The sequence below is a fragment of the Streptomyces neyagawaensis genome (assembly GCF_023516595.1).
GTDB classification, from domain to species: Bacteria; Actinomycetota; Actinomycetes; order Streptomycetales; family Streptomycetaceae; genus Streptomyces; species Streptomyces neyagawaensis.
In genome coordinates, this window is the sequence record NZ_JAMGBG010000107.1 from 1 (window position 1) to 14,251 (window position 14,251).

The window sequence follows — 14,251 nt, forward strand, 5'->3', positions numbered from 1 at the left end:
CATGGGCTCGGCGGCATCCTCAACCACCTGCACGGCGCCTTCTACGTCAACCACCCCGGCGCGGTCACGGCCGCCGACTTCAAGCCCGCCCAGCTCCAGCTCGCCGCGCAGCTCGGCTTGGCCATCCCGGCGACGCTGGTCACCAACGACGTCGAGGCGGCTTGCAAGTTCGCCGCCGACCGGGAGCCCGTGATCTACAAGGCGTTCCGCGGGCTGCCCCGCGATGGAGACGGGCATGCCGGCGCGATCTGGGCGCAGCGTGTCGATGCGGACACCTTCGACGACTCGCTCGCGGTGACCGCGCACCTGTTCCAGGCGGAGATCCCCAAGACCGGCGACGTGCGCGTGACCGTGGTCGGCCAGCGGGTGTTCGCCCAGCAGATCGCCGCCCCGGACGGCGCGCTGGACTGGCGCCGCGGCGACTGGGACGCCCTGCTCCACTCCCCCATCGCCGTCCCCACCGCAGTCGAGGCGGCTCTGCACAGCTACCTCAGCGCCTTCGGTCTCGCCTTCGGCTGTTTCGACTTCGCCCTCACCGGCGACGGCGACACTCCGGAGGACTGGGTGTTCATCGAGTGCAACCCCAACGGCCAGTGGGGCTGGCTGCCCGATGCCGATCAGATCACCGAGGCGTTCGCCGAGATCCTGAGCACGAGCACGGAAGGAGGCGGAGCTTTATGGTGCCCGCCGACCTGGAAACCGACGCCGCGCGGCTGCGCGAGGCGATGGTGAAGGCCTTCGCCGAGAACGGCGTACTCGCTGATCCCGGCTGGCGGGCGGCCGTCGAGCGGGTGCCCCGGCACCGGTTCGTGCCGGGCTTCTACCTGCCCGCCGACGAGCGTGACGAGCAGGGGCTGACGGTGTGGGAGCCGGTCACCGCCGAACTCGACTATGACCGCTGGCTGACCGCTGCCTACTCCGACACCACGCTCATCACCCAGTTCGACGGTGACGAACCGGACTGGAAGGCGTCGCAGGTGCGGCACGGCGGGGCGCCCACGTCGTCGTCTACGCTGCCGTCGCTCGTCGTACGGATGTGGGCGGACGCGGACGTGCAGGAAGGCCACACGGTGCTGGAGATCGGCACCGGCACCGGCTACTCCACCGCAGTAGCCTGCGAATGCCTCGGATCGGCGCACGTGACCTCGATCGAGGTCGATCCGCACCGGCTGGAGCAGGCGGCGAACGCGTTGCACGCCAGCGGGTACACGCTGACGCTGGCGGTGGCGGACGGGCTGTACGGCTACTGGCCGGAAGCGTCCCTTCGACCGGATCGTGGCCGCCTGCTCCTTCCGCGCTGTCCCCCCGGCCCTGCTCGCCCAGGCCCGCCCGGGCGGGAAAATCTTGCTCACCCTCTCCGGCTGGCTCTACGGATACGCCCGCGTACTGCTCACCGTGAACGGCGATGGCACCGCCGAGGGCCGGCTGCTGGGCGGCACCGTGTCGTTCATGTCCGCCCGTACGCACGCGGCACCGGCGTTCGGCAACCCCGCCCACTGGGCCGCGGGCCTGCCGGAGACGGGCCGGACCGCCCGGCACTCACCGGAGCGGATCACGGCCGGGACCGAGGAGGCGTTCCACTTGCGCTTCCTCGCCCAGTGCGCGGTGCCGGATGCACAGATGACAACCGTCGCCGACGTCGTGCCCCTCGTCGACGTGACAACCGGCTCCGCAGCCACCCTCACTCCCGTCGAAGGCCGGTGGGAGGTGCACGAGGGCGGCCCCGTGCGGTTGTGGGAACGAGTCGAGCGGGTGCTGTCCGCGTACGACGAGGCGGACCGGCCCGGGCCTGAGACGTTCACGCTGCACGTCTACGACGGCGGGCAACACCTGCGGCACCCGCGCTTGCCCGGACTCCCGCTGCCCGGTTCCTGATCCGGGCCGACCTGGAAGAGCCGGAGCCCAGGCGGGGAGCGTGACGGCCCCTGCCCGGTCTCCGGTCGCGGGCAGCGGCCTGGTCGACCTCGTGGTGCGGCTCGCCGGGGCGCGCGGTTACGGGGTGCCGGAGGGGGCGTGCGTGCCGGGTGAGGGAGCGGCGGTGCTGGAGCGCGCGTTGGATGACCGGCGGGTGCTGGCCTGGACGGAGGCTCAGTGTCGGCCCTGACGAACCGGCTGCAGGCGCGTGCGTGCCCGTTGCGGCTGCCGGTGGTTAGCAGCCGACTGGGAGCCGACCGGGACGGATGGCAGGCATCGGTGCGAGACCGCGTCGCGCAGTGGCGCGGCCAGCTCGAGCCGGCGTCGGGGGTACTGCTTCCGGCGTGGGAGCCGGGGCCGGCCGGCTGCGGCTGCTCCTGACGCGCATGGCAAGGTGCCGTGAGTTCGCCAATTCTGAAGGGACTTCGGCGGCGGACTGAAGGGGTGCGATACGGAATCAGCGTGTCATGTCCCTGGGGCCCGTGGCTCTGCGGAGGCGAGGCAAGCATCCGGGCCGCGGGCCGGGAGGTTGAAGGGGCAGCGGGGTCAGGATCTTGCGGGGCTGGCGATCAGGACTACGAGAGGGTCAGCGGCAAGACGCTGACGGGCATGGAAGAGGTGGACCCGGACTGTGTTGGGGCTGATGCCGAGCTGCCGCGCGATGTGGGCCGTCGGCACGCCGAGTGTCCACAGCCACGTGACCTGCCGCATGCGCCGGGGAAGCCTGCTGAGCGCTTCGGCCAGCCCGCGGTTGCGAAAGCCTTCGACGGCCACATCTTCGGAGCTCCGCTCGAACTCGTTGCTGTGCAAGAGCTCGCCGGTCGTCACCTCCAGCCTGAAGCGCGCTGAGGCAAAGTGGTCGGCCACAAGATTGCGGGCGATGGTGACGAACCAGGCCCCGAAGTCCCGCCCTCGCCAGGCGAAGGTATCCAAGCGCTGGAACGCGCGGGCGAACACTTCGCTGGTCAGGTCCTCTGCGGTTGCCTTACCCCCGACCCGGTAGTAGACGTACCGGTACACCGTGTCGCTGTAGGCGGTGTACAGCTGAGCGAAGGCCTCACCGTCGCCCGCCTGGGCACGCTCCACACACTGCACGATGTTCTGAATCCCGTGCACCGGCTCCCCGCCCGGAGGGCGGGGAACCGGCGATGCCGACGTTGGCATCAGCCCTCGGCCGTCGAGGCGCTGGGGCGACGTAGGGCCATCCACAAGGCAGCTCCCGCTTGGACAAGAGCTGCGGCGCTGGCAGCAACTGCGGCGGTCGGCGCGGCGATACACACTGTGACCGTCAGCAGAAGGATGAACACCAGGACGATCACTTGGCCGTGATGTGGGACCAGCGCGCCGCAGAGTGGCTGACGCCAACGGTCTGTGGGCAGACGCAGTGAGTGATGCATGGGGTGAACTCCCGTGTCTGAGAGGGGCTTTCACCGTGCTCCGGCCAAGGACTGCGGCGGAAAGCCCCGCGAGGATGACTCCTCGCAGTGTGGGACTGGTCACACCATTCGTCCAAGGCCTGGGAAGCGTGGATAAGTTCACATGTTCTGGACTAAACGCCCCTGGTGGCAGCATCGTTGAACAGTTCGCTGGTGCCTGCAGAGTGGCGCCGGCGTCGGCGTTGAGGCAGGTACAGAACACCTCCGCGTCTGGGAGAGCCCGCCGCCTTGCTCCGGCCGAGCGACTGAGACGGCGGGCCTTCGCCTGTGGCATGCCACCGGCGCTGCGGACGAGTTCTCATGGCTTAGCACACGCGGTGCGAGTGCTGGTCGGTCCCGTCGAGGTGAGGGTGGTTGACGGCGGCCTGTGAACTCAGGGTTCCTCCGCCGCCGAGTCCGAAGATCGATGGATAGGTGCCGCTTGGCCGCGTCGGGCCAGCGCCTACGGTCCGGGCGGTCGCATGTCGCAGGGCCGGGGGCATCTCTCATCTGTCGTCTTGGGAAGGTAAGGGTGGGGCCGCGCGGGGCTGCACAGGCTCGGGGCGGAGGGAATCTTCGGTAGGGCGACGCCATGCCTGGATCAGCTGCCCCAGCCGGCGGGCTGGTGTCTCGCTGGGGATGAACAGCACGACCGCGACGAGGACGAGGGTGCCTGCCGTGAGAGTTCCGGTGGTCCAGGCGGGCAGGCCGCCACGGGCCACGGCGATGGTGAAAGCGGCCGCCGCACCCAGCACGCTGCCGATGCGGGCTACGGTGCTCACCATCGTCGTTCCCGCAAGGCCGTTCGGCGCAGCGTCCACGACAGCCTGGGTGTGCTGAGCAGGACTCGGAGCGTGAAGCGAGTGCGGGTGCTGCGGGTGGGGAGGGTGCCGAGTTCGGCGTGCCATTCCTCGCGCCATCGCGCGCGCGTCGGCGTGGGGAGCAGCAGGGTCAGCGCGGTCAGCGTGCGTGTGGTGACCGCAGCGGTGGATGTGGGCTGGATGACAGCGGAGGAGAGGTCGTGCAGTTCACGGCTCACGTCGGTCAGGCCGGCTGCGCGGGCCAGTGGTGCGATGACGTCGAGCGTTTCACGGGCGACGCGGTAGCGCCTGGTCGGGGGGACGAAGGCGATGGTGCGCATGTTGTGCAGTCGGTCGGCGAGACGGATGGCCAGCACGGCCTCCTCACGCGTCGGCTGGAGCGCCGACGTCCGTGCTGTGTGGAAGTTGAGTGCGCTGAGCGGGATCGCGCTGGGCCTGGCGGTGCGGACGGCCGAGATCAGGTCGGCGATCTGCTGCCCGAAGCGCTCGGTCACGTGGCCCGGCGGGCAGGGGCTGTCGTCGATGTCGTGCAGCAGAGCCGCGCAGATCACGGGCGGTGGCATGCCGATGTCGGCGACGATGGCGGCGACGGCGATGCAGTGGGTGAGGAGCGGGTCGCCGCTGCGGCGGGTTTGGCCCGCATGCCACCTGGCGACCTCATCGTGGGCGCTCTGGATGAGCGAGGTGTCGGCGTCCGGGCGATGCATACGCACGACGTCCAGGAGACCGTCCAGGGACGGGGCGGCGGAGTGCCGCCTGTTCGGTCGGGGCGCTAACCGGCGCCGGGTCCTCACGACACTCCCCCGTCGGCGATCGGGCGGGCGGCCCACCCCGGCAGGGGCTGCTTGCGGGCCCGGTAGGCGCGCGCCAGGGCATCCCGCGCGTGCTCGGCACCGTCCTCGGTGATGTGGTAGAAGCGGCGGCGCGGACGGCCGGCTTCCTCATGTACGGCAGGGTCTTCCCAGGTGCTGTCCACCCAGCCGACTTGTTCCAGACGGGCAAGGATCGGATAGATCGTGCCCGACGGCAGCCCCGCCAGCTCGCACAGCTCAAGGCCGTAACGCTCCTTGGCGGGGTCTTCCAGCAAGGCCCGCAGCACCAGTTGGGTCTGCAGGGTCATACGCGGACTACCCATACTCGTACTCTACATAGCCTATATATAAGCTGTCTAGAGACAGTGGCGTCTCGTGAACCTTCAAAGGGCTCAAGGGGCGCACAGCAGTCAGACCCCGGAGATGTGGTGACTCCCACCGTGCCCGCCACGAGCCGCGCGGTGACCCGCTCGGCGCGGGCCGGGTCGCCGGTGGGCGCCACCGGCGGCGGGGTGCCGCCGACGGCGGTGGCGGTCCCGCCCCGGGCAACAATCCTGAACCCGTTCAGGCCAGATAAGCCGGCTCCGCACACAGTTGGCCGCAGGAGCGCCGCTGCGTGGACGGCGTGGAAGCCCGGAGACCCGCACGCACCCCGATGTCCAGCACCGCTTCGCTTCCGCCTCCCCCGTGATGGCCCCACTGTTCGACCATTACTACCGACGACTCAACCAGACTTCACAGCCTCCGCTCTGCTCAGCTTGAGAGGGCAGCGACGGCGGCACGCCGCCGGGGTATCTCTCCTGCACAGAAACCCAGGTGTTGGGGGACAATGGACTGGACTGTGGTGGTTACCACTGCGGTGGGTGCGGTGATTGGTATCGCATCGGCGTTGGTGCTGGAACATGCGCGGTGGCGCAATCAGGCCAAGGACCGACGAAGTGACACTTTACGCTCGGTCTACGCTGCGTACCTGGTCGCTGTTTCCCAGGCGGCCGAGCAGATCTGGCAGGCAAGCCGGGCTGGGCTCTCGACCTGCGACGACCCAGTACAGAGATCTCATTCCGCCTTCGGCGATCACGATGTATTCGCGAAACGGTACGAACTTGTGCTTCTGGCTCCGGGCGGCGTGGCCACCCTCGCGAACGACGTAGCGTGGAAGCTGGTCAAGTGGAGCGATCAGGTGATCGGCGGGGCCACCCATGATCTGCCCGACTGCAATGCTGCCCGGCTCTCGTTCAACCAGGCACGCGACAGCCTCATCGAGAAAATGCGGCAAACGCTGCCCGGAACGGTGGATTAGGCGTCGTTTCTTTTGACGGCTCTTGGTCGACCTGTGCAGGGATACTGCTGTGGTGCTGTTGACGTGGATCGCTGAGGTGGCGGACGAACCTCTGGTGTTGGAGCCGGCTGACCGGCGGGTGGAGTGGGAGACCAACACCTGGTCGCTGGGTACGGCTGACGAGGACAGGAGTTCGCTGTCCGTCGCCGACGTGGTGGCTGCCTTCGAGCGGACTGCTGCTGCCCTCCGGGAACGCATCCACGATCTGGGCTTCTGGGGGGTGGCGACGTTCTACGTATGGCACGACAAACAGGCAGGACAGCTCCGGTGCTCGACCGGTTCTGTGCCCCCGGATGCGTTGCCGTTCAGAGGCAGCTATGTGGCTTCCGACGACCTCGGTCCGGTCGTCGAGGGATTTCTGGCCGACAGCAAGCCAGGCTTCATCGCCTGGTCGGACCTGGACGACGCGCAGAGCCTCTCAGAGCAGACCGAGACCGAGCCGGAGATCAAGCCCCCCGGTGTCTGGGTCAGCAGCGTCGGAGCCTCACACTGACTGGGTGATACCCGTCCACACGGACGAGTCGGCGGTGACAGATGAGGGCTGCGGCTGTCCTCGGAGTTCGCGACCCGGCCGCCGTCGGTGAACGGGTCCTCCGCAAGGTCGAGCGGCTGGCTGCAGAACAGCGACGCCGGACTGCTCAGCGGTGGTGGCGTATCCAGGTCCCAATGGATTGAATTCGCCGCTGGCGGCGATGCTCTCGGCACTCTGGCATCAGCCATTTGTGCGGGCTGGACCGATGATTCGAAGGCTCTGCAACGCACTGGTGTCTTGGGATCAGTGGTGATGACGCCGGGTCGGCAACAGCTTCGCAGGCGTACAAGGGCCCGCCATCGGCTGTGCCGTAGCGACTGCAGTCCTTTGGCCTGTACGGGGGCTGGTGGGTGCTGGTGGGTGGGTTATTCGTCGATGCGTTGGAGACCGACGGCTTTTGGGTCGCCAGACGCGGCGAGGCCGTCGATGATGCGGCGCCATCGGCTGAGTGTGACGGCGTCAGGAAGAGGTGTTTTGCGGAGGTCAGCCAGCGGATGGCGTACCAGTGTCGTGCGCTGCCATGTGGATGGGATGGTGCGGGCGAAGCGGGCCACTGCGTCGGCGGCCATGGGCTCGCCGCGGCCCCGATTCTAGTGGAGTCGGCCTGCTGGACACTTGACTCGGTGGCTTCTCGTGCGAGGACATCGTCGACGGGCCCCCAGCAGTGAAACCAATCCGACCACGGCACGTCAGGCGCCGCCACCTGACCGGCCTCCTTGGTGCCCGACGCCTGCAGCCCTGTCTTACAGGAGCCCCAGGAGGTCGGCGAGCCACCGGCCTGGAATGTCGAAGTCCAGAAGCCAGGGCAGCGCCAGCCCTGCCGGAGCGGCCAGCGCGCTGGAGGCGAGGCAGGCGGCGCTGAACCGTTTACTCAGTAGCGAGCGCCCTTCTCGTGCGCACTGGACAGCGACCCGCGCAGTGACGAGCAGTACAAAGAGGCATCCTGCCAACAGGAGGGCTCCGTAGACGCCCAGCGTGTCCGGGGCGGGGCGGCGGGATGCCTGGAGGGCGGCCGTGTAGGCGGTCGTCATTCCGAGGACAGCGGCCGGGGCAAGGGCGGCTATGCCCCACTCCCGCTTCCGGGGCGGCGTGGAAGGCACGCCAAGGAAGGGGCGTAGGCCGCGGGCGAAGGGAGCCAGGTCGGCCAGGTCGTGATTGCGGGCGCTCCACGAGAAGTCGTCGCTGGAGGCGATCCGCCGGAAAGCTTGTTCGAACTCTGATGCTTCGTCATCCGTGGCGCCCATCTGGCGCACCAGGACTTCGAGGTGGGGCCATGTGTCGGGGAGGACGTCGCCGTCGATCCAGCGCCCGACTGCGGCGCCGAGTACGTCGTCTCTGATGTCGTCGGGCAGCGCGGCGGCCAGCTCCCGGATCGGTTGTGTTCCGGCGCGGTGCCGTAGCTGGGAGAGTGCGGTCGCCAGCGCGTCCAAGGTGCTTGCTGTGCGCAAGCTGGCGACCAGCTCTATCGACATTGCGTGTGAAGGGGGCGCGGCCGCAGCGTGAGCATCCGTGGGGGACGCCTCGGGTCCGGTTTCTGTGGCCGTCTGCGCGGTGTCTGCGCTGGTCGATGGTTTTCGTGCGTTTTCCGTCATCTGTTTGGGGACATTCTCGTCCTGCGCCGCCGGCTCGACGACGTGCCCCCAGATGACGTGATGCGTGGCGGCGTCGCCGGGCGCGTCTTGAGCGTCGTGGACGCCGAGTTCCCTGCCAAGGTCGTCCAGCTCATCGTTCAAGGCGTCCATCTGCTGCTGGTTGGCGTCGAAGAACTCCTGAATGCGGTCCAGGGGTGGCAGTTGCAGATCTTCCGCCACGGTCGTGCCTGGTGTGAGCGGCGGAGGTGCCTCCTCGACGCTGCCGTCGGCGCGTAGGAGTTCGTGCTGCTCACGGACTACTTGTGTGTCAGCCGCAAGCATCAGTTGCCGGGCGCGCTCCACGGCTCGGCCAGCCTTTTTGAGTCTCTCGCCTGCCTGCCGTCGGTACTCCAGGGACATCTGCAGTTCACGCTGCAGTTCCGCGCGGACGTCTTCCTTGGCCCGGTCTCGCTCGCTTTCCAAGATGGTGATGCGGTGTTCCAGGACCGTGACCATTGTCTCCAGTTCCTCGCGGCGACGCTCGGAGGCTTCGTACTTCCGCATGGCCTCGAACTGCAGCATGCGAGCGTCGTCCAGGCGCAGTGCCAGCGCGGCGACATCGGTGGATCGTGGGGCTGCCTGCGTCGCCGGCAGGTCCGCCCCGGATGGCTCAGCCTGTTCGAGCAGGGTTCTCGCGGCCCGCTCAGCAGCCGCAAGCAGGACCAGCCCCTGCTCCAGCTCGCGTTTGCGTAACTCAGGTTCGCGTAGGAAGCGGGTGGTCACCTCCTCCACCAGGGTTGGCGGCGGTAGTCGGCTGCCGTCGCGGAACCTGCTCCACGAGGTCTTGCCGTGGGGAAATTCCTTCTCCAAGGTCCGTACCGTCACCCCTCGGGTGATCCTGCGTAACCAGCGGGCGAACTCATTGGCCTGTTCGGTAAGTCCTTTCAGTTCCCCCAGCGGCCGCCCCATCCGCTCCCCCGCTCCGCCCTGTCCCGGGACAATCCCGGGTTGTCCGCGATTTATGAGTCTTCACCTGCGGCACTCGCATGCCGCAACGCCGGACAACCAAACCATGGATGAACGTAGGTCTCCAACAGACCAGGCAATCTCTGGAGGCCCACCGTGTTCACACCCAACTCACCGCATCGACAGCACCATTCGTGGCCGTATGTCGTTGCCGCCGCGCTCGTGCTGGCCTTCCAGCAGGGGTGGAGCGCGACGGACGTCATCACCCTCGCGACCTGTCTTCTCGTGCTCATCGCCCTCGTCACATCAACCGGACGCGGTCAATAGACCGACGGACGACGATCGGTTTCCCCTCACTCGGTGGACTCCAAATCCAGGCCGCAGTCGCGGCGGTCGCCGTCGCGGAAGCAGCGCTCGCCGAGTGCGTCACCGGCGAGGGCACGCAGCTGCTCGCCGACGCCGACCCCTTGGGCGTCGGCGTCGGCGAGCAGGGTGGACCGCCAGGCCACCGTGCGTAGCCAGGCGCGAGGGTAGGTGATCGTGACGCCCGGCGCGCACATCTGGGTGAAGGCGTCCTGCGCGGCGTCCTGGGCCTCTGTCCATGATGCTCCTTTCGGCCCACCGCACCCTGGGGCGCGAGCATGTCCCCGCCCTGCGACGCCTGGGCGCCCCCGGCGAACACGCGCAGCTGGCCGAGGCGGTCCTGCCGTTCGCCCGCCGCGACTGGGCCGACCTGCACAACCCCGACCAGGGAGCGGTCCGCTTCGAGCACGACCACTACCTGAAAATGTGGGCCCTGACCGACCCGAAGATCGACGCGGACTTTCTCCTGCTCGACGAAGCCCAGGACACCAACCCCGTCCTCGAACAGGTCTTCTACTCCCAGCGCGGCCATGCACAGCTGGTCATGGTCGGTGACTCCGCCCAGGCCATCTACGGCTGGCGCGGCGCCCACGATGTGATGACCGGCTTCAACGCCATCCACCTGTCCCTCACCCAGTCCTTCCGCTTCGGCCCGCTCATCGCCGAGCAGGCCAACCGCTGGCTGGAGCTCGCCCAGGCGCCCATCCGGCTGACCGGCAGCGAGACGGTCCCTACCCGGGTCGGGAATCTGGCCTGCCCGGACGCGGTGCTGTGCCGCACGAACATCGGCGCCATGACCGAGGTCATGCGCCTGCTCACCGAAGGCCGGCGCGTCGCCCTGACCCGCGGCGCACCAGCTCTGGCCGCGCTGGCACTCGCCGCCCGCGACCTCCAGGAAGGCCGCCCCACCAGCCATCCCGAACTCGTCCTCTTCAGCTCCTGGGGCGAGTTGCAGGAGTACGCCGAACACGATCCCGCCGGACGCGACCTGCAGCCCTTCGTCAACGTCGTCGACACCCACGGCCCCGACGCCATCCTCGCCGCGATCAATCGGCTCACCGACGAGAAGACCGCCGGCGTCACCGTCTCCAAAGGCCGCGAATGGCCCACCGTAAGAATCGGTGACGACTTCCCCCCCAAGGACACCGACCAGCACGACGCCCAGGGCAACCCCATTCCCGAACCCGTCAGCGACACCGACGCCCACCTCGCCTACGTCGCCGTCACCCGCGGCCGCCACCACCTCGACCTCGGCGGCCTGTCCTGGATCGACACCCACCTCTCCCGCAGTTCGAGCTGATGACGCAACTCCCCCTCACCGAGGGTACGTTCGGGTGCACCTGCTGTTCAGGCCGCATCATGCTGGTCCCGGCCTTGGTAGCTGCAGGACATCCCCGATCTGGGGCTGTGGCGGCGCAGGAGCTGTGCAGACAGAACGGGTGAGTAACATCCCTGGCCAACAGCACAGCCATCTCCCCAGAGGGAGAACGGTCATGGACGCGACACCAGCACAGACAATCGATCTCAAGGCGCAGTACAGCGCCCAGGTCACCGCCAACCTCGAGCGCAACGCCAAGGAACAGGACCGACTCCACGCAGAGATCGACACCCTCAACGAGCAACTTCTGCGCCTGCACCAGGACCACACCGTGCTGGTGAACATGCAGCAGGCACTCGGCGTCTCCACCCCCGAGCCGACGCCCGCAGCTACTGACGCCGCGGCGCCTTCCGTCCCCCGGCAGAAGGCCACCACCCCGGCAGCCGGCAAGCAAACCCGTACGAAGAAGACCACCGCCCCCCGGGGCGGCAAGCAGACGAAGGCGAAGAAGCCCGCTGCCAAGGCCGCGGCCCCCAAAGTGACTCAGCCGACCCTCGTCGAACTCATCCGCCAGCACCTCACCGAACAGAGCGAACCGCGCTCCGCAGCCGAGATCGCCAACTCACCCAGACCCACCCCGACCGCCGCATCCAGACCAACGTCGTGCGCACCACCCTCGAAGGACTCGTAGCCAAGAGCAAAGCCCAGCGCACCAGGCAGGGCTCATCCGTCTACTACACCTCCCCCGAAACCCAGGTGCAGACCACACCCGCCCAGGCCGAGACCGGGCCCTCGCTACCCAACAGCTGAAGCAGGTTTTGTTCACGAGAGCCGACTCTGGCTCAACTTCTGTGACGCAGCCACTCTGAGTGACAGCCGAGTCCTACGCGAAGTTGCCTCGAGATGGCCCGGGAAGAGGTCGAATTCCGGCTGAGGGAGTTCGTGTTCCTGTCGATCACGGATGTCGCGGTGCCGTCGGTGAAACTCTCCTGCGAGCTCAGTACCAGGCCAACCAGCAGCGGCTCATTGGATCGAAGTAGCGTCAGGACGCATGGAACTCTTCGCACTCTTCGGCCCGCCCGCGATCACGCTCTTACTGTTCGTCATCGCAGTCTTCCCATACGCGCTGTGGGTTACCAGGAAGAAGCCCACGCGGACGGCCCGTCTGGCTGCGGTCGGGAGCGCAGCAGCTCTCGCCGCTTACGGTGCTGGCACCTTCTACGGTCTAGCCTACACACACCCCGTCGACCTCTGCGCAGCGAAGACCGCCAGTGGCGACTACATGGACGTCGGGCGGGACTACAGCCTGACGTCAGCGACCATCCACCACTTCCCCCCATCCGTCACCTGCCATTGGAGCAGCGGACACAGCACCAACGATGTGTCCTTCTGGAGCACGCCTCTCCTTTACACAGGGCTGGCCTGCGCCACCGTCTGCTTCACCCTGATACTTATCAACCGCTCTCACCGCAGAAGCGCCCACTGCTGAAAGCGGCTGGCCCAGCCTCGACCACGCCATGAAGCTCAGGGTCTACAGTAGGCTGGCTCCTTGGGGCACCGGCGAAACACCGTGACCTTGGCCGATCCACTTCTGAGCGGAGGTTGATTCCCGCGCTGTCGTAGATCGTTTCCTGCCTGGCGGCGGGTCATCGCAGCGCAGCCGCCACCAGCCTGCGGATCTCTGCGTCGGACACGCTTCCGCCACCGCGCACTTGGCCGGATTACAACCGCTCGACGAGCGCCGGACTGCGCGGGGGCGAGCTACCTCCGCCGGGAGGTCACCAAGCGACGTTGCCCCGGTCGCGGACATGTGTCCGTCCAGCAGCACTCCGCGCATCCGGGGATCAGCAGCCGGATCGGCGACCCACGCGGAGGTCATCGTGGCCGCATAGCCCGGCGGCACATGCCGCTGGGCGTGCGTGGCGGGCGCCAACTTTCCGCCAACCACGCGGCATGAAAGTTATCCACGACACGGCGGCCGCCGCACCGCCGCGGTCCATCACCCACCCGCCACTTTCGGGCGCGGCCTTCCGCTCGGCCGTCCGGCCCTCGGTCGCTGAGACGAATGACGGGGCAGGGCCGGTGCGTGCCGGCTCACCCCACCTCGGGGTGGGCCCGACCCGATCCCGTCCAGGATCCCTCTGCCAAGGAGAATCATGACCACGACCCAGCCCTCGCCAGGTCCGGTGACCGCAGCCGCCACCGGCCATGTCGGGCTCAACGTCACCGACGTGACCCGTTCGATCCATTTCTACCAGCAGGTCTTCGGCTTCGACCTGCTCGGTGAGAGCACCGAGGACGACCGCCGCTACGCCTTCCTCGGCCGTGGCGATCAACTCGTACTCACGCTGTGGCAGCAGAGTCGTGACGGCTTCGCCGCCGATCGGTCCGGACTGCACCATCTGTCGTTCAACGTGCCCACGCTGGACGACGTCCAAGCTGCTGTAGCCCGTCTGCAGGAACTCGGCACGCCCCTGATCTACGACAGGATTCTGGCCCACATGCCCGGCCTGACATCTGGCGGCATCTTCTTCACCGATCCAGACGGCATCCGCATCGAGATCTGCACCGCCTCCGGACTCGAGCACCTCCCCACCCTTGAGAACGGCGCACCCAGCTGTGGTTTCTTCTGATGCCACAGCATTACCACGAGGGTGAACTGGCGGTACAGGCACGGTCGAGCAGGCCGCGGCCATGGCCCGTACGTTCCGCACCAGCCTGCCTGCACGTTGGTGAGATTCCTTGCCACGCAGCGCTGGATCATCGTGGGCGCCACAGACACCGCAGGCCGCGTATGGGCGTCGCCCGTAGCCGGCGCACCCGGCTTCGTGCGTGCCGCCGACGAGACGATCGTACGGATCGACGCGCTCCCTGTGACCAGCCATCCCTTGCGGAACCCGGCAGACCGGCCGGCGGGACAGCCGGCCGGCTTGCTGGCCATCGACCTCGGCCGTCGCACCCGGGCTCGCATCAACGGCACCCTCCGCCATGACGCCTGCGGAATGGTCATGAGCGTCGAACGGACTTACCCCAACTGCATGAAGTACATCCAGCGCCGCGAGGGCGCCGCCTCCGGCGGGATTTTCTTCTTCGACCCGGACGGCATCCGGCTGGAGATTTTCACCCAGACCCGTGCCGGTGTCGCCCCCGCCCCCAGCGGAACTGCCCCCACCTGCGGCTTCTTCTAAGTCGGCTCTCCG

At 67.9% G+C, this 14,251-nt stretch carries 14 protein-coding genes and 2 pseudogenes; 10 read left to right on the forward strand and 6 right to left on the reverse strand.

From position 1 onward, the window contains the following. The 3 genes and pseudogenes from M8J73_RS33545 to M8J73_RS33555 form a co-directional block, all read left to right on the forward strand. On the forward strand, nucleotides 1-732 hold a 732-nt coding region (locus M8J73_RS33545), incomplete at its 5' end, for an MvdC/MvdD family ATP grasp protein (RefSeq protein ID WP_249829454.1). Continuing rightward, nucleotides 678-1,875 (forward strand): annotated as a pseudogene (gene tgmC, locus M8J73_RS33550) (ATP-grasp peptide maturase system methyltransferase). The gene M8J73_RS33545 and the pseudogene tgmC, both read left to right, overlap by 55 nt. A 40-nt stretch (nucleotides 1,876-1,915) precedes the next feature. Next, a complete protein-coding gene (locus tag M8J73_RS33555; protein ID WP_055542158.1) occupies nucleotides 1,916-2,104 on the forward strand; it encodes a hypothetical protein in 189 nt (62 codons plus the stop codon). A gap of 356 nt (nucleotides 2,105-2,460) precedes the next feature. Here the strand turns inward: M8J73_RS33555 and M8J73_RS33560 are convergent, their stop codons facing one another. The 3 genes from M8J73_RS33560 to M8J73_RS33570 all read right to left on the reverse strand — a co-directional run bounded on the left by M8J73_RS33560 (nucleotide 2,461) and on the right by M8J73_RS33570 (nucleotide 5,270). Continuing rightward, nucleotides 2,461-3,000, reverse strand: coding sequence for a sigma-70 family RNA polymerase sigma factor (locus M8J73_RS33560; RefSeq protein WP_206188015.1), 540 nt, complete (start codon nucleotides 2,998-3,000; stop codon nucleotides 2,461-2,463). A gap of 1,107 nt (nucleotides 3,001-4,107) precedes the next feature. Further along, a complete protein-coding gene (locus M8J73_RS33565; protein ID WP_055543341.1) occupies nucleotides 4,108-4,857 on the reverse strand; it encodes an HD domain-containing protein in 750 nt (249 codons plus the stop codon). A gap of 83 nt (nucleotides 4,858-4,940) precedes the next feature. Beyond that, nucleotides 4,941-5,270 carry a PadR family transcriptional regulator gene (locus M8J73_RS33570; protein WP_055543342.1) on the reverse strand — a complete coding sequence of 110 codons (330 nt, stop codon included), beginning with the start codon at nucleotides 5,268-5,270 and terminating at the stop codon, nucleotides 4,941-4,943. Nucleotides 5,271-5,791: 521 nt separating this feature from the next. Here M8J73_RS33570 and M8J73_RS33575 point away from each other — a divergent pair. Both M8J73_RS33575 and M8J73_RS33580 read left to right on the forward strand, forming a co-directional pair. After that, nucleotides 5,792-6,262: a hypothetical protein gene (locus M8J73_RS33575; RefSeq protein ID WP_055538272.1), complete on the forward strand. Its 471-nt coding sequence runs from the start codon at nucleotides 5,792-5,794 to the stop codon at nucleotides 6,260-6,262. 49 nt (nucleotides 6,263-6,311) lie between these two features. After that, on the forward strand, nucleotides 6,312-6,794 hold the full coding sequence (locus M8J73_RS33580; RefSeq protein ID WP_240501184.1) for a hypothetical protein: 483 nt from the start codon (nucleotides 6,312-6,314) through the stop codon (nucleotides 6,792-6,794). 404 nt (nucleotides 6,795-7,198) lie between these two features. Here the strand turns inward: M8J73_RS33580 and M8J73_RS33585 are convergent, their stop codons facing one another. The 3 genes from M8J73_RS33585 to M8J73_RS33595 all read right to left on the reverse strand — a co-directional run bounded on the left by M8J73_RS33585 (nucleotide 7,199) and on the right by M8J73_RS33595 (nucleotide 9,930). Continuing rightward, nucleotides 7,199-7,402, reverse strand: a complete 204-nt coding sequence (locus M8J73_RS33585) for a hypothetical protein (protein WP_157873113.1) — start codon at nucleotides 7,400-7,402, stop codon at nucleotides 7,199-7,201. A gap of 174 nt (nucleotides 7,403-7,576) precedes the next feature. Then, complete coding sequence (locus tag M8J73_RS33590) at nucleotides 7,577-9,373, reverse strand: tropomyosin (protein WP_157873114.1); 1,797 nt, start codon at nucleotides 9,371-9,373, stop codon at nucleotides 7,577-7,579. 350 nt (nucleotides 9,374-9,723) lie between these two features. Next, nucleotides 9,724-9,930 carry a hypothetical protein gene (locus tag M8J73_RS33595; protein WP_055538274.1) on the reverse strand — a complete coding sequence of 69 codons (207 nt, stop codon included), beginning with the start codon at nucleotides 9,928-9,930 and terminating at the stop codon, nucleotides 9,724-9,726. A gap of 53 nt (nucleotides 9,931-9,983) precedes the next feature. Here M8J73_RS33595 and M8J73_RS33600 point away from each other — a divergent pair. The 5 genes and pseudogenes from M8J73_RS33600 to M8J73_RS33620 form a co-directional block, all read left to right on the forward strand. Further along, a pseudogene (locus M8J73_RS33600) lies at nucleotides 9,984-11,033 on the forward strand (UvrD-helicase domain-containing protein); the annotation flags it as partial. A 193-nt stretch (nucleotides 11,034-11,226) separates the two neighbouring features. Next, nucleotides 11,227-11,742, forward strand: coding sequence for a hypothetical protein (locus M8J73_RS33605; protein ID WP_308408370.1), 516 nt, complete (start codon nucleotides 11,227-11,229; stop codon nucleotides 11,740-11,742). 360 nt (nucleotides 11,743-12,102) lie between these two features. Continuing rightward, nucleotides 12,103-12,540: a hypothetical protein gene (locus M8J73_RS33610; RefSeq protein WP_055538275.1), complete on the forward strand. Its 438-nt coding sequence runs from the start codon at nucleotides 12,103-12,105 to the stop codon at nucleotides 12,538-12,540. A gap of 667 nt (nucleotides 12,541-13,207) precedes the next feature. After that, a complete protein-coding gene (locus tag M8J73_RS33615; protein WP_055538276.1) occupies nucleotides 13,208-13,684 on the forward strand; it encodes a VOC family protein in 477 nt (158 codons plus the stop codon). A gap of 96 nt (nucleotides 13,685-13,780) precedes the next feature. Next, nucleotides 13,781-14,239: a hypothetical protein gene (locus M8J73_RS33620; RefSeq protein WP_240501186.1), complete on the forward strand. Its 459-nt coding sequence runs from the start codon at nucleotides 13,781-13,783 to the stop codon at nucleotides 14,237-14,239. The last annotated feature ends 12 nt before the right edge of the window (nucleotides 14,240-14,251 follow it).

Excerpts from the sequence above, each read along its gene's own strand:
- M8J73_RS33565 (WP_055543341.1), bottom strand. The coding sequence starts at position 4,857 with ATGCATCGCCCGGACGCCGACACCTCGCTCATCCAGAGCGCCCACGAT.
- M8J73_RS33570 (WP_055543342.1), bottom strand. The coding sequence starts at position 5,270 with ATGACCCTGCAGACCCAACTGGTGCTGCGGGCCTTGCTGGAAGACCCC.
- M8J73_RS33575 (WP_055538272.1), top strand. The coding sequence starts at position 5,792 with ATGGACTGGACTGTGGTGGTTACCACTGCGGTGGGTGCGGTGATTGGT.
- M8J73_RS33585 (WP_157873113.1), bottom strand. The coding sequence starts at position 7,402 with ATGGCCGCCGACGCAGTGGCCCGCTTCGCCCGCACCATCCCATCCACA.
- M8J73_RS33590 (WP_157873114.1), bottom strand. The coding sequence starts at position 9,373 with ATGGGGCGGCCGCTGGGGGAACTGAAAGGACTTACCGAACAGGCCAAT.
- M8J73_RS33595 (WP_055538274.1), bottom strand. The coding sequence starts at position 9,930 with ATGTGCGCGCCGGGCGTCACGATCACCTACCCTCGCGCCTGGCTACGC.
- M8J73_RS33605 (WP_308408370.1), top strand. The coding sequence starts at position 11,227 with ATGGACGCGACACCAGCACAGACAATCGATCTCAAGGCGCAGTACAGC.
- M8J73_RS33610 (WP_055538275.1), top strand. The coding sequence starts at position 12,103 with ATGGAACTCTTCGCACTCTTCGGCCCGCCCGCGATCACGCTCTTACTG.
- M8J73_RS33615 (WP_055538276.1), top strand. The coding sequence starts at position 13,208 with ATGACCACGACCCAGCCCTCGCCAGGTCCGGTGACCGCAGCCGCCACC.